The following is a 19,448-nucleotide window of genomic DNA, read 5'->3' as shown; positions in this document are numbered from 1 at the left end:
GCTTAAAAGCAAAGACACCTAGGCTTCCTGGGTCTCTTTGTTTTTTGTGGTTACCTTGTTTGGGATCTGTTCTGCGATGTATTCAGCAACTGCCGCAATGGTCAGGGAAGGATTCGGTCCGGTGGAGGTGGGCAGGATGCTGCCATCCACCACGTAAAGACCTTTATATCCAAACACTTCCCCGAGTGGATTGACGAAGCCGGTGTCCGCTGTTTCTCCCATCGGGCAGCCGCCCAGTGGATGAACGGCCACGACCTTGTTCAAGTGAGTCAGCGGATTGTCGACAAAAACACCGCCAATGCGCTCGGCGATTTTCTTCATTTGTGTGCGCAGACGATCAAAGTGCAGCTTGCTGCCATCTATCTTCCATTTGATGATGGCCTGGTCGTCGGAACGCAGACGGATTTCTCCGTCGGGTTTATCTCTTCCCATGCCCAAAAGCACAAAGCAGCGTTTGGTGAAATCCGCGCGATCAATGGCCTGCGCGAACTCATCTCCGACGTTGATCTGATCACGGCTTTCGATATTCAGAATTTTGAAGATGTACTTCTTGATACTGTGAGCGAACAAGGTCCCCAGTCCACGAATGCCAGGCAGTTGAGGGATTTTCCCGGAAAGATACCAGGCGAACCCCACCGGAAATCCGGCCTCCTGCAGATACATTCCATGGTGATAACCATCCTCATAGTCTTTGAAATTGTATTCGATGGCACCCGTGATGACCGGGCCGTTGGTGGCATCAATATTTTCGCGGGATCCAAAAATCAAACCCAGCAAATCTCCGTTACCGCTCCATTTTTTGCCCAGCCAGATGTTCAACTTCGGCAGGTGACCCTGCTTCTTCATTTTCAACAGCAGGGATGTTGATCCAATGGAACCGGCTGACAAAATCACATTCTTCGCAGTGAAGGTTGTTTCCTGCTGTGGGAATTCCGGAATGACATAAGTCACCTTGTAGTAATCACCGCAGTGTTCGATGCGCACGACATCCGCGTGGGTGCGAATGTCAGCGGGTTCCCCGGCCGTTTTCAGATTTCGGGCCCGGAAGATATAGTTCAGATCCAAAGAGTTCTTGGCATTGATATTACAGCCGATATCGCAGTCGCCACACTTGTTGCATTTGGACTGCAAAGCCCCGTGCATGTTGTGGGTTTGATGTCCGGGAAAGCTTCCCTCAAATCGCACCCCCAGGGGCGGCAAAGTGAAACTGGGTTTCCCGACGGAGTCCGGCGGAGGCGGCATTTCTTCCGCCAGTCTTTTCAAAAGTGCGGTCTTGGGTGTGGCCTTGTAATAGTTCTGCGTTTCATAAGGGTAGGGCTTCGCCTCCATCATGTGCAGAACGCGGTCGTAAAAAGGATCCAGAGTATTACGATTGTAAATCTTCGGCCAGCCTTGAAAGAATCTTTCAGGCATGCGGTAAAGCACGTTCGCGTAAATCAGACTGCCACCCCCCAGTCCGCTGGCTGTCAGTGACAGCACGTCGCTTTCGGGAGTGTCCCGCAATTCCATCAGCCCGTACTTTTGATCTTCGGGATCCCAGAACATGCGCTGTTGAACATCGTGGGGGCGCCGAGGGAACTGGCCAATCTTCCACTGACGGCCTCGCTCCATCAGGCAGACCTTGTAGCCTTTTTCGACCAGGCGGCAGGTCATGACGGAACCACCAAAACCAGAGCCGATCACAATATAATCATAATCCAATTTCATAGAACCTCAGGCAATGCGCAGTTTCGGCTTTTCGGCGGCCGGAGTTTGTTGCAAAGAATGCTGTTTCAGGAATTCCACCAGTTGCGGGAAAACCTCGGTGTGACAGTACTGTCCCATGAAAACATCCTGATGCCCGTACTGGGAAAACTCTTTGTATTGAACCCGGTCGGCGTTTTTTGTGGTCTTTAATTCTTCATAGGTCTTTTTATTTGATCCGGGGAAGATGTGATTGTCGCCCCCGGAAATCAGCAGCGTGGGCGGCATTTCCTGAAGCTTCATTTTTTCCAGGTAGTTGATCTGACCATCAAACGACAGCGAATGACGAGCCAGCAGCATTTTGCGGATGTGCTTATGATAGTGGAAACTTGTTCCGCCGAGCAGGTCCATCAGACGACGATGAGTCACCGGATGAATGTTGCGATGGTTGTAAACTGCCGGAAAACCCCAGCCCCACATGAAGCTCACCATATGACAAGCGGGCTCGCGGCATTCACTGCGAAGGGATCTTTCCATCCAGTACAGCCATTTGCCAAAGGCCCGGCCGGGCATGTAAGGGATGCGTGGACTGACATAGGCATAGCCAAACACCGTTTCAAAGATTTCAGGACCCACCATCATTTTCAGCATGGATTGCCAGCGCACTTGCGGAGTCAACGACACACTATTGGAAATAATGCTTGCGATATTCGTCACATATCCGGCGGCGTAAGAGGCCATAAATGCCAATGAGCCGACACAATGGGCGACCACATGGATGCGCACGTCGTTTCCGCATAGTTCCCGGATGAATTCCACGGCGCGGGGAATATCGTATTTGGCGATATCATCGATGGTGTAGCCGTGCGGTGAAAGGTTGTAGTTAAATCTGCCGCTTCCGCGCCAGTCCAGGGACCACACGTCGGTGTAGCCCGCGCCATGCAGGTGATTCACCAGATTTTCATGTTCCGGCATGATGAACATATCGGTTGACGTTGTCAGTCCATGCAGCAGCAACACCACATCTTTTTGTGGCCCGCAGTTGAATCGCTGAATCGAAATACTCAGGCCGTCGCGGGTGTCCAGCGGGTGCAGGGTCTTTTCCCCCAAAGCCACACCTTGCGTGGTGTGGGGCGGATAAATATGTTCATTCCAGCGCGCCGAAGAGGTGGTAAAGATGAACGGAGCATAGACCTCCCAAAGATTTCCCAGGAAGGATTTGAAGTACTTCAAGATAGCCTCTTTGTCTTCCAAAGAGTTCGCTGCATTGGTTTTGAAGCTTCCCATCTGTTTGATGAAGTCTTTTAAAGAGATGCGCAGAATACCCACCCCCTGAACCTTCTTTTCCCCAAAGTTTTCATAGGTGGAATGGCCTTCCCACAAATAGAAATACAAAGTTGTGGTTTGCTCCCAGATTTCCCGGGCGTCTTCTTTGATCACGTCTTTAAAGCCAAACAAGGTCCACTTTTTTTCTTCACGGTCCTGGAAGAACAACGTGTAGTGCATTTCTTTCGCGGTATCCATGTTGGGACTGGCGGCCGGGCGGGTGAACAGATGAAAATGGCCTTCCAGAATGGGAAGCTCATCACCAAAGCGAATGTCAGTCACGGTGCCGGAAACTTTGGAAGGGGTGCTGTTGTCGGCGTGAAACTTGGCCAGGTCCGGCACATGAATCTGCAGATTGAATTCAAAAGGAAGTTTATCAAAGCGTTCGGATTCTTTTTGAAAGTCAGATTGTGCAAGCGGTGACGAGGGCTGCAGCGTGAATTTCTTCGCCACAAAAAAACCCGCCATTCTTTCACTGAACTCAAGAGAGAGGACTTCAACAGACATGCAACTATCCTTTGTTTATATTAACGTAACGGTGTTTTTACAAAAACATGAATATGTCTCAAGCCCAGTTAAAGTGGACGCAGCTAAAAATTGTCGGACGCATTACAGGGCAGTAAAGGCTCAGTTAAAGATTCGTCCGAATATGATGGAATAAGGGATCCATAGTTTGACCGAAAATCGCAGACAAACGGAACAGCGGAGGCTATGATAGTGAAAACTAAATAGTAAACCGGGTTCCGCTGATTTGGCGGAAGTTTATGGATGGTAGGGTCGCCATCAAAAGGAGACCCTATGGAACTTCCACAGAAGTTTTTGAACCTGTTGGTGATCATCATCCCTCTTGGTTTGTTTATCGTTGCCTTCTTCGTGCTGGACCGTCTGCAAAAAGCCCGGAAATCCGAGAAAGACGATCTCAATACGAGACACCCCGGACCTAGATCCTGATATTGATCCGGCTTTGTTTTATACTTAAAGGGAAGTCCGGAAAATTCCGATATTTCCCTTAGACATGAGCAAAAAGAAAAAGAAATCTTCAGCCGCAGAGAATCTGATTGAGTCATTGATGGATGATCTCAAGGAGATTCAATCCGAGTCCTCGTATCGTGCGAACGATACAGGCGAGGAATATAATGGGCTGCCTGCTCTTGCCACAGACGAAAACCGTCTGGATGCGACGGCCGTGGGCGGAAACATCTGGGACAGTCTGGAACAGGGACTTGGGAAAGATGCTGCCAAAGACATCGACTCTTCAGAGTTTGTCGGTGGCGCGGAATATTCCGCAGAGTCCAATGAAAGTTCTTACGATGGTTCTTACAACACTCCGGAGATTCCTGAAGTGGAGTCATCCGATTCCGACGATTTTGAAATGCCCGAAGGCTTCGGCGATCTGCCGCCTTCTGAGCGTTTCATGATGGGTCCTTCCGTGGGCGAAGAGGAACGTTACAACGGTCCTTCTGCGGAGGCGGGCTATCAGTCTGCGGATGATCTGGATGCGATGCCTGTGTCGGCGATGGATGATGATTCCACTCGTCCGGTGTTCAGCTCGCAACCTGCCGGTGAAGACAAAACCGTTTCCATCCAACAGGATTTCAACGCCACCAGCTCTGTTGTGGGCGGTACTGATGCGGATAAAACCGTGGCGGTTGAAGGTTTTGCCAACGCCCGTGTGGGTTCACGCAAATCCCAGCCCGAAGTGGACGTCAAAGTCAGCGTCGGAAACTTCCGTGGCAGCCGTGGGGCCGCCAACGTGATGACTTCCGTGGATGCCAGCCTGGCTCAGGCCGAAAACCTGAAGCTGGCGCAGCAGCGCATCCTGGAGCTTGAACGCGAAGTGGAACACCTGCGTGGCGAAAATGAAGAGCTGGCTTCGGCCGGTGAAATCATTCGTTCCCGCACTGATGACCTGACCGTCCGTATTTCTGAAATTGAAAAAGAAAAAACCGAGATGCAGGAATCCGCGCAAAGCGAGATCCTGATCCTGAAAGGGAACCTTCAGTACAAAGAGAACGAGGTTGCCAAGGCGCGCATCAAGGTTGAAGAACTTGAAACTAGACTAAAATCTGACTTCAAAAAGATCCGCGTCCGCGAACGGGAACTGGAAAACCGCCTGGAGTTGCTCCGTGCGGAAAAGTCCGCCCTTGTTCGGTCCAAAGATGAGTATATTTTAGAACAAAAAAGAAAGATTGATCAGCTCTCTCAGGAACTCGATAATTACCGTAAGAAATGTCTTGAGCTTAACAAGACGATCGAGGCCAACCAGGATCAAGTCAAACGAACCGAGCGCGCACTGCGTTTGGCTTTGACGAACCTGGAGGCGAAAGAAGAGAATCTCGTTCCGTTGAAGAAAGCTGAGTAGTATGGAGTCCGCTTCCCAGGTAGAAAGTAGCGAGGGCACCGCCGTCGCGAAACCTGCTCCCGTGAAAAAAATCAAGATCATCGTCAGTGATCTCCATTTGGGGAAGGGCCGCCTGTTGGAAAAAGGCGGAATCAATTCACTCGAAGAATTCTATTACGGGGAAAAGCTGGTGGAATTCATCCACTTCTATTCCACCGGTGTCTATCGTGACTATGAAGTCGAACTGATTATCAACGGGGACTTCCTGAACTTCCTGCAGTGTGATTACAAGGGCCACTTCCTTTCAGTGATCACCGAATCCGTCACCTTGGAAATTCTGAAAGACTGCGTGAACGGGCATAAAGCTGTCTTTACTGCTTTGGCCGAATTCGCCGCAAAACCCGGTAACACCATCACCTATATCGTCGGCAACCACGATCAAGGGATGCTGTGGCCCGCCTGCCGCGCTTACCTGAATCAGGTCATCGGGACGCCAATTCGTTTTAAAAACATCGTCTATTTCTTTGATGGAGTTCATATCGAACACGGCCACATGCATGAGGCCGCCAATCGTATGGACCCCAAAAAGTTTTTCCTGAAAAAGGATCTGGTGGAACCGATCCTCAACCTGCCGTTTGGATCCCATTTCTTCCTGGAAGTCGTGTTGAAAATCAAACAACACTACCCCCATGTCGACAAGATCCGTCCTTTTGGCAAAATGGTCCGCTGGGCTTTCCTGAACGAAACCGGAACAATGGTTCGCGCGTTCTTTATGGCCATGGGATATTTCCTGAAAAGCATCCTGGTAAAGGATCCGCGCCGTCATTGGCCTTTGAAGCGTATCATTCAGGTGATTGCGGAAAGCGCCATCTTTCCGGATTTAAGTGAATCGGCGCGTAAAATCCTGGGGGATGACCGTGTGCACACAGTCATCTTTGGTCACACGCACGTGTACCAGTATCGCCAGTGGTCAGAGAATAAAGAATATTTCAATACGGGAACATGGACTGAGATCACTTCTTTGGATATTGTGTCCTTGGGAAAGATCACGAAACTAACCTATGTTCTTATCGAATACCCTGAAGACGGAGGTCGGCCGCGAGGCAGATTGAAGGAGTGGAAGGGTTACCACAAAATCGAAGAAGACGTAGCTATTTCCTAGGCGGGCGATGAAAACAGCCCGATCGACTGCGTTGTCGGGTCGCCTTCTCGCTTCGACGTGCTTGGAGCACGCCTGCGCTGCGAGGGCGCCCCTCCGCCTTGCGCTCGGACTGTTTTGATCACCCGCTTATTTTCCGTTGGTTTCTGGCTGGCCCTTCGGGCGCCGCGTGGGGGCTGGCTCCCTTTGGGAGCGCCGCGGGTGGGATCGGTTTTTAACTTAGAAAGAGATGCACGTATGTTGGAGATTTCGCATTCGTTTCATAAAATTGATGAATCTGTTTTGGTGAAGTGTCAGGAGTCTTTGAAGTTGTTTTTGCAGCGTAAAGAGATTGGCTTTCCGCAGGTGATGGAGCGGGTTTCTTTGTGGCAGCAGTCTTATAAAGTTGGGACTGAGCTGGCAGAGAAATTTAAGAAGATTGTTATCGTGGGTCTTGGTGGTAGTTCGCTGGGGACTCGGGTGATTGCGGAAGTGTTCTGTGCTCGCAATATGTTCTTTGTCGACAATGTGGATGCTCTGGAGTTTGAGACTTTGATTGAAGAGCTGGGGGACCTGAAAGAGGTTGCTTGGGTTTTCATTTCCAAGAGCGGAACTACGATTGAGTCTTTGTGTGCTTTGGAGCTTGTGGATCAGATTTACACGGAAGAGAAACTGAATCTTCCCAAGCACAGTGTGGTTATTTCTGAAACCAAAGACAGCAGTTTGATGGCTTGGGCTCGCAAGCATTCTATTCCTACTTGTGAAATTCCTTTGGATGTTGGGGGGCGCTTCTCGGTGCTTTCTCCGGTGGGGATGATGCCGGCGGCGTTCCTGGGGTTGGATCTTGAGAAGTTCCGTGTCGGGGCGATGCGCGCTTTGAATGACACGGCAGTTGTGACTCAGACGATGGCGCAAGTGGCGCAAAGTTATAAGCGTGAAGAATGGATCACTCTGCTTTGGATTTACAATTCTCGTATGAAGTCTTTCGGAGCTTGGTATCAGCAGCTTTGGGCCGAGTCATTGGGGAAACCTGAAACTCGTGCGGGGAAACCGGCTCCGCGTGTGAGCACGCCGATGTCTGCTGTCGGGGCTTCGGATCAGCATTCGATTTTGCAGCAGGTGATGGAAGGAACCAAAGATAAGTTCGTTGTGTTCCAGCGTGTGGAGGAATCCGAGGCGGGTTCTTTGCGCATCAAGAAAGCTCAGTTCAAAGAAACTCAGGACCTTGAAGGTCGCACGATGGGTGAACTTTTGCGGGCAGAAGGTTTGGCCACGCAGGAGGCTTTGAATCAGAGTGGTGTTTCCACGATGACTCTTAAGACTAAAGTCCTAGATGAACACTCTTTGGGTTACATGTTTATGTTCTGGCAGCTTGTGGTTGCGGGGCTTGGAGATTACCTGGAAATCGACGCCTTCAATCAGCCGGGTGTCGAGCTGGGCAAGAGACTAGCGAAAGAGAAATTGAAGAAAGCTTGATTGTCAGGTGACGGGGGGAAGTTTTATACTTTTTCCTATGGCTCACAACGATGACAATTCAGACAACTTAGAAAAAACCAGTATTGTTGCCAGCGACACTTTCAAGGGTCGTCTTAAAGAGGCGGATGATGTTCCGCCGGCAATTGTTGTTTTGATCGGCCCTCCGGGCTACGTCGGTAAACAATATCCTATCACGGCCAGTGACATTGTCATCGGCCGCTCTGTGGAAAGCCAAGTCTACATTGATGATAAAAGTTTGAGCCGCTCTCACGCAAAGTTCGCTGTCAATGGCAGTGAAGTGTCCGTGATCGATTTGGGTTCCACCAATAAAACCATTGTGAATGGTCAGGTGATCCCGCCACTGGCATCGTGCCTTTTGAAAAACAATGATCAGATCAAAACCGGCAACGTGATCTTCAAGTTCCTTGAAAAAGGCAGCATCGAAGCCATGACCAATGCGGCGATGTACGATCGTGCGCAGAAGGATGCATTGACGGGTGCTCATTCCAAAGGGGCGCTTTTGGACAAGGGCCCTGAAGCGATGAAACGCGCCGAAGTTCTGAACGAGCCCTTCAGTCTTGTGACTTTCGATATCGATCACTTTAAAAAGATCAACGACAGCTACGGGCATCCGGGCGGTGACTATGTTCTGAAGGAACTGTGCCGTATCGTGATCACCAAGCTGATTCGCTCCAACGACTTCTTTGCCCGTTACGGTGGTGAAGAGTTCGTGCTGCTGCTTTCCGGTTCTCCATCCAAAACAGCCGGTGAAGTGGGCGAACGTATCCGTCAGACGATCGAAGCCCATGACTTTACATTTGAAGGCAAGAAGATCCCGGTGACCATCTCCGTGGGTGTTGCCACCAAGCTTCCAAATGAAACTGAATGGACTCAAGTGTACGACCGTGCCGACAAGGCGCTGTACCAGTCCAAACAGGGTGGCCGTAACCGTACCACCATCGTCGCTTAATTTCAGTTTTTATCCCGGGGTTGGCTTCTTACAAGACTTTACTGAAGACACTCCAAACCTGGGATTCTTAAAGCCGCAGCCCAAAAAGTTGCGGCTTTTTTTCATATTACCTTGGTCTAGGGCCGCTTTGGCCAATTTTACAGTCCCTCTATATATAGACATAAAACTGCTGCCTTCCGTCAGCTCTGCTTAAAACTTAGTACAGGTTTTGATCCATAAGAAATGATTATGGGTGTTATAACGGAATGCGTAATTCCTAAGTTGTTTCATATATTTAGGGCCACTTTGACTCTTCAAAATCAGGCATCATCGTTGCATTAGTGAAAGAGAGTAAGCATCGCGGGTTTGGGGGCGAATTTACCGGGTGCTGGGGGGAGCAGAATGGCTCTTTCGGGAAAAAAATTCAGAACGTTAACCGAATTTAGACAGAAACGAGTCAAAGTATGGAGAGAGATCTAAACGTAACGGATCTTGAACTGGTAGAAAAAGTGAAGTCTGGCGACAGACGTTCTTTTTCCGAACTCGTGAAACGACATCAGAGAAGTGTGCTGCGTATGAGTTTGCGGTTCGTAAAGGACATGGACACAGCTGAGGACGTGACGCAAGAAGCGTTCATCAAAGCTTACGAAAAGCTGAACACCTTCGAAGGTCGTTCTTCTTTCAAGAGCTGGTTGTTCCAGATCGCCGTGAACACGGCACGCAACAAACTGCGTGAGTGGAAACGCGACACCGTGGATATCGACGATGTGCAATTGGCTGTAGATGCGGAGGCCGAAACTACACTCGTCCATACGGCGGTTTCTGACATACTTAAAAATGAAGTAGAGAAGCTGCCGTTCAAGCAGAAAACAGCCCTTGTTCTTCGTGTGTACGAGGACCTGAGCTTTAACGAGATCGCTGATATTATGGAGTGCCCATACGATACAGCGAAGGCGAATTACAGACATGCTCTGATGAAACTTCGTCAGACATTCGAACAGCAGGCTGAATTGAAGAACTGGACGGAAGAAGTAGGTGGCTTCTTCCTCGAGGTTAACCAAAGATTTGCGGAAGCAGAAGGATAAGAATCGATGGACAACGTGGACCGTATGGATCGCATGGATAAAGTGCGCAAAGGCCTTAAAGCCGCCGACGATATGGAACTGCCCATGAACGATGATTTCTTCGATCGTTTGCATGATAAAATCATGGCAGAGGTGGAAACCGTGGAAATCAAACCGGCTCCGGTATTGATGACTCCGCGGAATCTGCTTCGCTCTCACTGGCGAGGATGGCTTTATCCCGTCAGCGGCGTAGCTTCGCTGATGGCCTTCGCTGTTCTTTTGATGCCGCAGGTGTCAAAAGTAAACCAGTCGATGACCAGAGCCGGGCTTCTGAGCGACGGGCATGAGCGTATTGTCTCTGAGGCCCTTTTGTCCCCAGAGGAGATTTCCCAGACCTTGATCAGCACGCAGAGCGAATCTGACTTTTTTATGGACGTAGCTCGCGAATCATTCGAAAATTTATCTGTAGATAAATTCAATAAAATCATGGGTGAAAGCGGACGCTAATCACCCTGACTCGGGTGAGACAACGTGCTGCTGAAGACTCTGTTCCTAATATTCCTAATATGTCTAAATTCGGCTTTCTCCGTGGCTGTGGCTGCGGAGAAACGCAATCAGCTTGAAGAACTTCTCATCTGGAAAATGAGCGACGAATTGAAGCTGAACACCTCCGAAGAAAAGAAATTCTCTGAAATTGTCCGGGACATCAATAAACGCAAAGCCCAGTTCAATCTGGAGCTGCAGGCTTCCGTCGATAAAATGAACAAAGCCACCACGGCAAAATCCAAAGATGAAGAGCTGACCCGCTATCGCAAGTCCCTGCAAAGCTATGGTCGAATGAATGAAGAGGAGTTCGACAAGCTCAAGCCCCTGTTGGGACCTGAGCGCATGGTGCAGTATCTGTTGATCAAGCAGGATCTGACCAACCGGATTAAAACCATGCTGGCGAATCCTGAAGTCACTCCCGGGAAGACCGCCAAACCACTGCCTTCTCCGAAATTGATCGAAGAGAAGTAACAAAAAGCCGTCTTTCGACGGCTTTTTGTTTTTAGAAGATCTCCCAACCGGAAATGACGTCGATTCCAGAGTCGCAGGGCTGAAACTGGTAAGGACAATGAATCAGCGCCTTGAAGCGTTCGTCGTTGCCATCGTCAAAGACAAACACCCCTTGAGAAGTGCCATCATTGGCCCGGTACATCCCTTTGACCGCAGCATAGCGACCCTTGGAATCACGAGCGATGATGGAGTTCGGACACTGATCCAGATTGTATTGTTCAATTTTAAAGTCATAACTTTCAAACTGCGAAATCTGGTTGCGAGCCAATGTGGTGATGCGACCATCCTGGATCTGCAGCGGTTGCAGGATTTTGAAGTTGTTCACATTGTCGCGGGATTGGGCCGGTCCATAGACCACACACGCCATAACCAAAGCACTTGTCACTAGCGACATTGTTGACCTCCATAGCGGGATGTTTCACCCCAGCGCACCGCCGGGCTCCAGCGGGCATCGGCGACCAGATGGCCGTCGATCATTTTTAAAAACAATTCCCAGGCGTTGTTGGCGGCAAAGCCCGTCATCACATGACAAGCTGTCAGAACCTCTTTGGCGTCCTTGATGTCGCCAATAGCACCAGGTACATCATAGTTGTTCTTGCGCCAGTACATCAGGTCATTCAACTGACCGTAAGCTTCGCGCAGACGGGCGTCGCGGCGGTTGGTGGAGTGTTCATCCAGCAGACCCGCAGACGGGCAGCGGCCTCCGGCATCACGCACGGCCTTCCAGGCGGCGTTCACCGCATCCACGCGGCCCTGCCACAGGTTGCAGATGCTTTCCACGACCACATCAATACGCTCGTCGATTGTCGGAGGTCTGAGGCGCAGTTCTTTTCTGATGCTTTCATGCCATTGGTAAATCTGCTTGCGGGTCGGACGTCCATAAGAGGTCCATCCGGCCATTTCAAACTGCTGATTGTTCGCCGCAGGGGATGTCGCCGTTTTCCAGACACGGAACCCACCCAGACGACTGATCGGCCAGGTGTAAGGATTGCGCGTGGTGATCAGTTCCCGCACCTTGGAAGGTGTGGTGGAATACAAAGAGCGGATGAAACCGTTTTCATTCACATCGATGATCATTTCGGCGTGTCCGCCACGGGTGCCGACGATGTTTTCCTCTTCCGTCGTCAGAGTGGGGTTCAGAAAGATGGCGCCCGGGCGCACGTATTCGCGCTTGATTGCCACCGGAACCGTATCATGTCCCAGTGTCTGGGTGCTGGTCAGATCCGACACCAGTTGGATGAACTTGCGAACGCGGTCCTTTTCCGGCAGGCGATCCCAGTTCGTCATGGACTGAGTCAGGCTGCGCTTCATGTTTTCAATATTTGTGAAGGCCACTGGCAAAGAGTTCTCGTAAGCAAAGATGATCCTTGCTGCATAGACGGCATCTGCGCAATCCGTGGAAATGCCGTACCAGGGATTCGCTGGATTTGAAAAAATATCGGCCTTGAAGTTTTCCACCACCCATTGGGAATAGCGGTCCTCCTGCGCTTGAGACCACACATTCTGGGCATTCCAGACGGCGGCCTGGGCCGTCAGCCCGGTTGACATGATCAGGGCAATAATCAGTGCTTTCACGTTCACACCTAGAAGATATCGACGGACAGTTCGATTTCATTATCCGTCAAAACATTGGAGCGTGCTGCGGCCGAGGCCTCTTTAAACTCAAAAACCACTTCGCAGAATTTGGGGGCTCGCTGTGGCCAGTTGGCGTTTAGGACCATGACGTTGTCACGGAAGGTTCCGTCAAAGGCCGCCCAGTTGGTCGTGTAAGAATAGTCCACCTGCATACTGTCGCCGGGGCTGACTTGATTGGCCTGGCGGGTGTCGGTGCGACCCGAGCGCAAATCACAGGACGTTGTCACACGATAGTACAGGTTCGCAGCCGCAGTATAGGCATTGGCAGAATTTCGGACGTTGGCGGCCAATGAATAAATTCTTTCGCTGAAGTCTTCTTCACCGGTATTGCCGTTACCAACACCGTTGCCGTTGTTGCCATTGTTTTTGCAATTGCCATAGCCATGGCCCTCGCCATTGCCATTATTGCCTTTGCACTGAGCCAGTGGGCCCAGATAGCATATGTGCACTTTGTATCCGACACCCATGGTCTCATACGAAAAAGACATCTTCAGGCGGGTGATGCGGGACAACCACTGATTGGCAAAAGAGAACAGCTTGTCAGAGTCCTCATTCAGCGCCAGTCCCACACTGCGGTTGCGCCAGGGGGAACTTACCGGAGAGCTCAGGTCCTCATAGCTCACACTGCCCGAAAACGAGCCCGGAGAAGGGGCCACAGGTGAAGCGGTGCGGGTCAGGTTGCAGACAAAAATATCCTCAGAGCTGGATGAAACTGTGACATCCACCTGGGCCAAAGCAGGGCAGGAAAAAACAGCAATCAGGGTGACAAGAAGTGCTTTCATTCTTACGGCTCACATCTGTAGCGAGGCAGAGTTTTCACCTGCTTGTTCATAACCACGCCCTGCGGGGATTCTTTGATCACGCGGATGTCATTCAAGTCGAAGTTGCCACCATCACCCTTTTCACCCACGGTGAATTCAGCAGAGAAGCGGTTCCAGAACTTTTGTTTTCCGGAAAGATAGCACTGACCATGGCTGGGATCGCACAGGCGCTCATAGTAAGTCGGCCACAGGCGCGTGGAACCCAGTTTCTTGAAATAGCTCAAGGACATGTCCAGATCTGAATTCAGATCGCCGGAGGAAATATGCGGCAAGCCCGTCAAACGTGGCAGGCCCAGCAGGTCAGACAATGGCTGAATGGACTGGATTTGATCCAATCCCGCAACACCATTGGCCGCTTTCAGATCGATCAGAAACTGCTCGGCTCTGTTCAGATAGATGTAGAAGTCCTCAAACGGGTCAATCATGGTTACAACCACTTTATAGCGCTCACCTTTGACGAAATTCAGGCCATCAATGCTTTGTTGCGGGAAGCGCATCAGCCCCTGCCAGTTGCCCTGAATGGTGCCGCCGCTGGTCCATCCGTCGATGAAGACAGACTTTTGCGAGCCGACCTTAAAGACTTCAACTTCGGCCGCCACCGGGATGTTGTAAGCAGACGGTGCCGTGCACAGGCCAGCCTGGTTGCAGAATAAAGGCTGTCGGTTATCCACGGACAGGTACATGTTCAGATCCACGCGCTCTTCACCGGCTTGACGGAACTGAAGGTCGCCCATGTTGAATTCAGCATTGTAAGTGGTGGGGAAGCGTGGAGCCTCCATTCCCACGTCTTCGCTTAGCTCCATCATGTTGGCGGGAGCCTGCAGAGTAAAACGATAGCGGGAAGAACCAATGGCAGTCACGTCAGGGCTGAGACCGGAATCATCGCCTGCAACATAAGAATTCAAAGCCGCTTCGATGTCGCCGAACTCAAGCCCCAGTTCTTTCATTTTTTCCTGAGTGGCGCACTCAGGCTTTAAACCCATGGTGATGGAAAGATTGTAGCTGGGGTTGATGGTCAGGAAGCAGTACTCCCCTTCCATTTGCACCATGCTGGCACCCTGCGGGATGGTTTTGCAGTATTGCTGGTCGGATTTATAACGAAGGGGGCGGCCGTTGACTTCGGCCACGGTCACAAAGGCGCATTGCTGCAGGAATTTGTGCTGTCGTTTAACCAGAGATTTCTTTTGATTGTGATCCATCGGCTTGCTGAAAATCGAATTTTCGATTTTGCAGATGTTTTCATCCGGTAGGTCACCATCAAGGGAAATATCCGCCACATCCGAAACATCACTCGGCATATAGACGCCTTTGGAAAGCATCAGGAAGCTGCCGGCACTTTCAGTGCACTTGTCGATCATTTGCGGAAGGATCGTCGAACCTTCGCCATCGCCGTAAATACGGATCGGCGGATTGGATTCAAAGTTGATCGCAAAATTGTGTTTCATGTCACGAGAAGCGCGGCAGGCGAAAGCTTCGCCTGCCAGCACAAATACAACCCCTGAAAGGATCAGAACCGTAAGATTTTTGAATTTCATAAGACCGATCTCATAAGACCGATCCTTTCAGAGACCAAGAGGGCGATTAGTTCGCAGCGCCTTCTTCGATTTTAGTGTAAGTACACATTTCAGCACCGTGACGTTGCCATTTTCTCAGGTTTTTGATGGCAGCAGCATGATTTGTCTCTTTGAACACATAACGTACACGGCAGAAGCGTGGAGTTTTTGTGTTTTGGTTGATCCATGTGTTGTAAAGGTCTTTAGCACCATTCAAAGTGGTTGGCTGGTTTGTACCAGTGAAGAAGTCACCGCCACCGTTTTGTGGAGCATTCCAGTCAGAGAACTTCGCTTCGTTATCCAGCATGTTGTACTGGTTAGCGTTGTTGCGAGCGTATTTGAATGTGTTCATGCCTTGAAGGTCGCACACAGTGTAAGACTCAACAGTCAAGCCGGACAAAGTCGTGTACTTGATGTTTGGAGTCATGTTCAAACCATCACGACCGTGGTTGAAACCTGGACCGTCTGGGTTGTTGTCACCTGGGTTAACGCCAGTAGCAACGAAGTCAGTTGCAGAAACCTGAGCCAACAGGCTGAAGTTAGCAACTACGTTGTCTTCCCAGTACTCAATCTGAGGGCCACGGTAGCAGATATCAACGAAGTACTCAGCACCATAAAGCTCGGAACCAAGGTTGAAGCTCAGTTCTTTGATACGGTTAGAGAATGCATCTTCGTGGTTTACCAAAGTTGCGAAAGAACCCTGACCAGCTTGACGGGTAGTCGCTGTCCAGTTTGTGTTCCATTTAGCATCGCCAGTGTTCCAAGAGCTGTATTGACCCTTCATGTAGTCCATCAGGTACTCACCACCGTTGTCGTTAGTGCAAACGCAACGAGTGTGGCAGGTAGCATCAGTACAAGTACCCGCAGTACAAGCGATCTGAGTGTCTTCGAAGTAGCACGCTTTGTGAGCGGATGCATTGTGCTTCAAACCAGCATTACAAGCGTAGATGTCTGGACCAGAGCTGAAGGTTTTGAATTTGAAACGCAAAGAGATTGCGTTCGCGCTTTGTGCAGAGATCAGTAGCATGGCTACCGCTGCAAATTTCATCAAGTTAGTCATTGTTTTCTCCTTTTGATCTAACGTTCTGTTTTTAAGGTTTACTGTTCACTTTAATTTCGTTGTTGGTTCCGGTTTCCACTTGAGGGTTGTACTCCAAAACGTACATTCCCTGGTTGTATTGGCCGGTCCCTTCGCAAACTATGAATTTGATCCGGGAAGGTTCCTGAAACTTGTTTTTTTCCAGGACAATCAGCGGTTGCCCGGTGCCGGTCGGGCACAGCCCTTGGAATCTTGCCATCACTTCCTGATTGTCGATGGCGGAATAGAAGTTATAGATGCTTTTGGCGGCCACAAAGATGTGATCCTTTGTGAACACTCGGGCCACTTCCGCTGCAGGCAGAACGCGCTGATTGTTGCGGTACAGGCGGTCGATCTCGGTAAACACGGTGCGCAGGATCGGGTTGGTGGTGCCCAGGCAGTTGAAGCAAAGCTCCTGCTCTTTCCAGCATGAATTCTGGGATTTGCAAACTTCCTGGCACAGGGTTTCGTCGGGACGGCAGTAAAGAGTGACGGTGTCCTGGAATTCGCCGCGAGGACCAGTGCCGACAGCGGATTCAACCGACCAGGCAAAGGCTGCTGGGGCGTTCAAAAGAAGCATCAGGGACAGAAAAATCGATTTCATTATTTCCCCATCGCTCTTCTGCAGGACTTGTGGAATCCGTACATGGAATGTGTTCTGAAGTTTTCAACTTTCCGCTCATTGCAGGTGAAGCGAATGACCGCTTCGCCTTTGCACAGATCAGACTTGATCCATGCTTCTTTGGTGTCGGATGGCGGCCATTGGCTGTCATCATCTTCGCGGATATAAACTTCGTGAACCTTGGTGTTGTAGGCCTTTTCAAAGACATCAGCGGCTTTGGCGGCACAACTGTCTCTGAAACATTTCAGACCTTTGCTGAGCTGATCCACACAGTGGGATGGGATCTGGCCGTATTTTTTGTAAACTTCGGCCGCGTAGGCGGCGTTCACTTCCCAGGATTTCGGGATGTTTACTTTGTCTTTCTTCGCAGAGAAGTACTTCTGGAAGGTGCGGAACAGATACACTACAAACTTCGCGGGATTCACCACGCCGAATGTGGAGGTGGATGCTGCCGCCACCGCAGTGAAGTTCAGGGTGCAGCCGCCGCAGAAAGAACGTGCGGTTTTTGCGCCGGTCGCAAAATCACTTGGATTGTTGGAAACAACTTCATTGGACTGTTTGGAATCACAGTAATTCACCGTCAGACCAGAGAAAGAATAGAAGTTATAGTTCTTGATACCGTTGTTATTCAGGGAAACCGCACAGGGTGCGCCCAGCAAAGGACCAAAATCTGCCACCAGAGATGTTTGCATTTTGGATTTTTCCACACGTGGATCAAATTTGATTTTACCGTCTTTCACCAACTGGTTGAAAGAAGCCACTTTCGGAGCGGTAAAGTTCACGTCCACATAGATTGGCAGGATGTTCCAGCCGAAAAGGGCGGTATTGGCCAGATCCACCATCAGCACTTTGTTCATGCGCTGGGTTTGGAACCAGGGATCGTACATTTTACAGGTTTTCAGTTCAGAGTACGGGTTGAACAGATTCGGATCAGAAGTTTTACCTGCCAGGGGAACCAGCGCATCGGCATAGGTAGAAACCGCATAAAGGTCCACCATGCTTTTCACCATCAGACGGGTGCAGTCCACAGAGCTGTAGCAGATCGCCTGGGCGCCCGCAACGGACTGGTTGTTCCAGGACAGCAGAGGCTGGTTGTTGAATGCTGTCGGGATGAATTTGGCTTCTTCCGGATTGGCCTGAAGCTGCATCATCTCTTTCGCCCAGGGGGCGAATCCGGACTTGTTCACGGTGTATCCGGATTTATTCCAGTAGTTTTGTTTTTCAAGCTCGTTACAGAAGGGCAGAACCTGCGCTGAAACCGCATTGAAGAAGTTCACGTGCTCTTGCAAAGAGCGACGGTCAGAGTACTGCATCTGAGTCATGTTTTTAAGCTGAGCAATGCGATCGATATCGGACTTGAGGAAGTCCAGGGTCTCGTCGCCGGCCAGACGGATCTCAGTGCACATGTAGTAAAGCTCATTCATCATGGCTTCATTGCCACGGTGAGCGCTGATGTCTTTGGAAACCACAGTGCTTAGCACGGCGGCGCCCAGTTGATCCTGCAACAGGTTCAAAATGGTGATCGCGGCCTGATACTTGGTTTTCATCAGAGCGCGGGACTGAATCACATTTTTACGGAAGTTCGCCAGCCATTCTTGAGCGCTGTCGAAGGACTGCGTGCCCAGGAAGTCATTGTTCACGCCACGAACGCCTTTTTCCAGCATCTCGGCTTCCGTTCCCACCGGGACGGTGTCGAAGTGTTCAGGCGTCGGGCCGCTGATTTTAGCCAGCTCGCGGATGCTGTTTGAAGAAAGATATTCGCTGTCACAGGAAGGCTTTGTCATGGACTTGCAGCCGTTCGGCGTGAACATGATGGATTCTTCCAAGGCGATAGAGCGGAAGATGCGACCGAATGAAGGGCTTAGCTGTTCAACTTCGTTGGTGTGTCTCCACGCCCAGGACAGATAGATTTTCAAGCTGTTCCAGAAGTCGAAACCCTGTTGTGCCAGGGAGTTTGCATTCGTTTCCCAGTCGATTTGCAGGGTCACGAAACGGTTGTTCAGTTTGTCATCGGCGTTAAAGCAACCCGTCAGATAGTCCGCTTCGTTCAGGTAGGCCAGGGCGATGTCCTGCAGGTTGGCCTGGTTGACTTCAGGGTTTTGCAGATGCCCCTGCAGAGCCGAGAATTTTTTGATGTAATAGCAGCCCAGGCGGTCTTTGGAGGCATGCAGAGGGAAATTTTGTTGAGTGAAGCTGTCAAAGGCTAGCAGTTCAGCGCGTTTTCCGGCGCGGGCCCAGATTTGAGAAAGGTAGTCATTCAACTCGGTGCAATTGCCACCACTGGCTTCGCAGCTGCGGTTGACCTGCAGATACTTTGGCAGATCCGCAGTTTTCAGATTCATGGGCAGCACCGGAAGCTGCCCACGGATCATTTTGTTCATGATGTTCAGGGTCATGTAGGCCACCGAAAGTCGGAATTCCTTCATGGCCTTGTTGCTGTATTCTTCCGTGTTCAGGCCGCGCAATTTGGCGACGGAGTTCGCGGTTTTGCCGGCATTGTAACCATCAATCATGATCATGATGGAGGATGTCGGTTTTTCAGAATCCAGCGCGCACTGGGCGCGGTTGGTGAATTTCAGAGGACTCAGAAGACTTGTCTGATGGGCTGGCACTTCCGCACGGCTTAGTGCCGGCAGGGTGCAGGCCATCAGTAAAGTGATCAACGTGAGTTTGTTCATGAGTCCTCTGTATTTCCAGTTACCGGGT

The 19,448-nt window shown here is 50.5% G+C and carries 17 protein-coding genes; 8 read left to right on the top strand and 9 right to left on the bottom strand.

Features of this window, described 5'->3' with window-relative positions; translation table 11 throughout:
• Window positions 1–18 precede the first annotated feature (18 nt).
• Together B9G79_RS14780 and B9G79_RS14775 are read right to left on the bottom strand one after the other, a co-directional pair.
• Complete coding sequence (locus tag B9G79_RS14780; protein WP_088566183.1) at window positions 19–1,707, bottom strand: GMC oxidoreductase; 1,689 nt, start codon at window positions 1,705–1,707, stop codon at window positions 19–21.
• Between the two features lie 6 nt (window positions 1,708–1,713).
• Window positions 1,714–3,516, bottom strand: coding sequence for an alpha/beta hydrolase (locus B9G79_RS14775; protein ID WP_088566182.1), 1,803 nt, complete (start codon window positions 3,514–3,516; stop codon window positions 1,714–1,716).
• Between the two features lie 291 nt (window positions 3,517–3,807).
• Between B9G79_RS14775 and B9G79_RS18165 the strand changes: the two genes are divergently transcribed.
• The 8 genes from B9G79_RS18165 (at window position 3,808) to B9G79_RS14740 (ending at window position 10,994) form a co-directional block, all read left to right on the top strand.
• A complete protein-coding gene (locus B9G79_RS18165) occupies window positions 3,808–3,960 on the top strand; it encodes a hypothetical protein (RefSeq protein WP_157678793.1) in 153 nt (50 codons plus the stop codon).
• Window positions 3,961–4,078: 118 nt separating this feature from the next.
• Window positions 4,079–5,371, top strand: a complete 1,293-nt coding sequence (locus B9G79_RS14770) for a hypothetical protein (protein WP_232468731.1) — start codon at window positions 4,079–4,081, stop codon at window positions 5,369–5,371.
• A gap of 61 nt (window positions 5,372–5,432) precedes the next feature.
• Window positions 5,433–6,512: a metallophosphoesterase gene (locus B9G79_RS14765; protein WP_157678792.1), complete on the top strand. Its 1,080-nt coding sequence runs from the start codon at window positions 5,433–5,435 to the stop codon at window positions 6,510–6,512.
• Between the two features lie 234 nt (window positions 6,513–6,746).
• Entirely contained in the window at window positions 6,747–7,964 is a 1,218-nt protein-coding gene (locus B9G79_RS14760) for a glucose-6-phosphate isomerase (RefSeq protein ID WP_088566180.1), read from the top strand.
• Window positions 7,965–8,001: 37 nt separating this feature from the next.
• Window positions 8,002–8,934 (top strand): diguanylate cyclase, encoded by a 933-nt coding sequence (locus tag B9G79_RS14755; protein ID WP_041583460.1) that lies wholly within the window; start codon window positions 8,002–8,004, stop codon window positions 8,932–8,934.
• A 443-nt stretch (window positions 8,935–9,377) separates the two neighbouring features.
• The gene (locus tag B9G79_RS14750) at window positions 9,378–9,998 is read left to right on the top strand and encodes an RNA polymerase sigma factor (protein WP_011163302.1); all 621 of its coding nucleotides are present in this window, start codon (window positions 9,378–9,380) and stop codon (window positions 9,996–9,998) included.
• 6 nt (window positions 9,999–10,004) lie between these two features.
• Window positions 10,005–10,484, top strand: a complete 480-nt coding sequence (locus B9G79_RS14745; protein WP_011163303.1) for a hypothetical protein — start codon at window positions 10,005–10,007, stop codon at window positions 10,482–10,484.
• A 135-nt stretch (window positions 10,485–10,619) separates the two neighbouring features.
• Window positions 10,620–10,994, top strand: coding sequence for a hypothetical protein (locus B9G79_RS14740; protein ID WP_232468727.1), 375 nt, complete (start codon window positions 10,620–10,622; stop codon window positions 10,992–10,994).
• A gap of 31 nt (window positions 10,995–11,025) precedes the next feature.
• On the opposite strand, the gene B9G79_RS14735 is transcribed toward B9G79_RS14740, so the two are convergent.
• Genes B9G79_RS14735 through B9G79_RS14705 form a run of 7 tightly spaced genes read right to left on the bottom strand, consistent with a single transcriptional unit; the run spans window position 11,026 to window position 19,420 of the window.
• On the bottom strand, window positions 11,026–11,427 hold the full coding sequence (locus tag B9G79_RS14735) for a hypothetical protein (RefSeq protein WP_232468725.1): 402 nt from the start codon (window positions 11,425–11,427) through the stop codon (window positions 11,026–11,028).
• The gene (locus B9G79_RS14730) at window positions 11,418–12,608 is read right to left on the bottom strand and encodes a hypothetical protein (protein ID WP_232468723.1); all 1,191 of its coding nucleotides are present in this window, start codon (window positions 12,606–12,608) and stop codon (window positions 11,418–11,420) included. The genes B9G79_RS14735 and B9G79_RS14730 overlap by 10 nt, the downstream gene beginning before the upstream one ends.
• Before the next feature lie 8 nt (window positions 12,609–12,616).
• Window positions 12,617–13,450, bottom strand: coding sequence for a pilus assembly protein (locus B9G79_RS14725; protein ID WP_088566177.1), 834 nt, complete (start codon window positions 13,448–13,450; stop codon window positions 12,617–12,619).
• Between the two features lie 2 nt (window positions 13,451–13,452).
• On the bottom strand, window positions 13,453–15,024 hold the full coding sequence (locus B9G79_RS14720; protein WP_088566176.1) for a hypothetical protein: 1,572 nt from the start codon (window positions 15,022–15,024) through the stop codon (window positions 13,453–13,455).
• A gap of 46 nt (window positions 15,025–15,070) precedes the next feature.
• A complete protein-coding gene (locus B9G79_RS14715) occupies window positions 15,071–16,102 on the bottom strand; it encodes a protease (protein ID WP_232468721.1) in 1,032 nt (343 codons plus the stop codon).
• Between the two features lie 31 nt (window positions 16,103–16,133).
• Window positions 16,134–16,724 carry a cation-transporting ATPase gene (locus tag B9G79_RS14710; protein ID WP_088566175.1) on the bottom strand — a complete coding sequence of 197 codons (591 nt, stop codon included), beginning with the start codon at window positions 16,722–16,724 and terminating at the stop codon, window positions 16,134–16,136.
• The gene (locus B9G79_RS14705; RefSeq protein ID WP_088566174.1) at window positions 16,724–19,420 is read right to left on the bottom strand and encodes a hypothetical protein; all 2,697 of its coding nucleotides are present in this window, start codon (window positions 19,418–19,420) and stop codon (window positions 16,724–16,726) included. Before B9G79_RS14705 ends, B9G79_RS14710 begins: the two co-directional genes overlap by 1 nt.
• Between the last annotated feature and the right edge of the window lie 28 nt (window positions 19,421–19,448).

Origin of the sequence: Bdellovibrio bacteriovorus (assembly GCF_002208115.1) — a bacterium.
GTDB lineage: Bacteria > Bdellovibrionota > Bdellovibrionia > Bdellovibrionales > Bdellovibrionaceae > Bdellovibrio > Bdellovibrio bacteriovorus_C.
This window is presented reverse-complemented; position numbering and strand designations above follow the sequence as displayed.

Bases quoted from the DNA above. Each gene is read 5' to 3' on its own strand.
- B9G79_RS14715 (WP_232468721.1), bottom strand. From the start codon at position 16,102: ATGACTAACTTGATGAAATTTGCAGCGGTAGCCATGCTACTGATCTCT.
- B9G79_RS14775 (WP_088566182.1), bottom strand. From the start codon at position 3,516: ATGTCTGTTGAAGTCCTCTCTCTTGAGTTCAGTGAAAGAATGGCGGGT.
- B9G79_RS14735 (WP_232468725.1), bottom strand. From the start codon at position 11,427: ATGTCGCTAGTGACAAGTGCTTTGGTTATGGCGTGTGTGGTCTATGGA.
- B9G79_RS14770 (WP_232468731.1), top strand. From the start codon at position 4,079: ATGGATGATCTCAAGGAGATTCAATCCGAGTCCTCGTATCGTGCGAAC.
- B9G79_RS14720 (WP_088566176.1), bottom strand. From the start codon at position 15,024: ATGAAATTCAAAAATCTTACGGTTCTGATCCTTTCAGGGGTTGTATTT.
- B9G79_RS14780 (WP_088566183.1), bottom strand. From the start codon at position 1,707: ATGAAATTGGATTATGATTATATTGTGATCGGCTCTGGTTTTGGTGGT.
- B9G79_RS14740 (WP_232468727.1), top strand. From the start codon at position 10,620: ATGAGCGACGAATTGAAGCTGAACACCTCCGAAGAAAAGAAATTCTCT.
- B9G79_RS14710 (WP_088566175.1), bottom strand. From the start codon at position 16,724: ATGAAATCGATTTTTCTGTCCCTGATGCTTCTTTTGAACGCCCCAGCA.
- B9G79_RS18165 (WP_157678793.1), top strand. From the start codon at position 3,808: ATGGAACTTCCACAGAAGTTTTTGAACCTGTTGGTGATCATCATCCCT.
- B9G79_RS14755 (WP_041583460.1), top strand. From the start codon at position 8,002: ATGGCTCACAACGATGACAATTCAGACAACTTAGAAAAAACCAGTATT.
- B9G79_RS14705 (WP_088566174.1), bottom strand. From the start codon at position 19,420: ATGAACAAACTCACGTTGATCACTTTACTGATGGCCTGCACCCTGCCG.
- B9G79_RS14725 (WP_088566177.1), bottom strand. From the start codon at position 13,450: ATGAAAGCACTTCTTGTCACCCTGATTGCTGTTTTTTCCTGCCCTGCT.
- B9G79_RS14760 (WP_088566180.1), top strand. From the start codon at position 6,747: ATGTTGGAGATTTCGCATTCGTTTCATAAAATTGATGAATCTGTTTTG.
- B9G79_RS14745 (WP_011163303.1), top strand. From the start codon at position 10,005: ATGGACAACGTGGACCGTATGGATCGCATGGATAAAGTGCGCAAAGGC.
- B9G79_RS14750 (WP_011163302.1), top strand. From the start codon at position 9,378: ATGGAGAGAGATCTAAACGTAACGGATCTTGAACTGGTAGAAAAAGTG.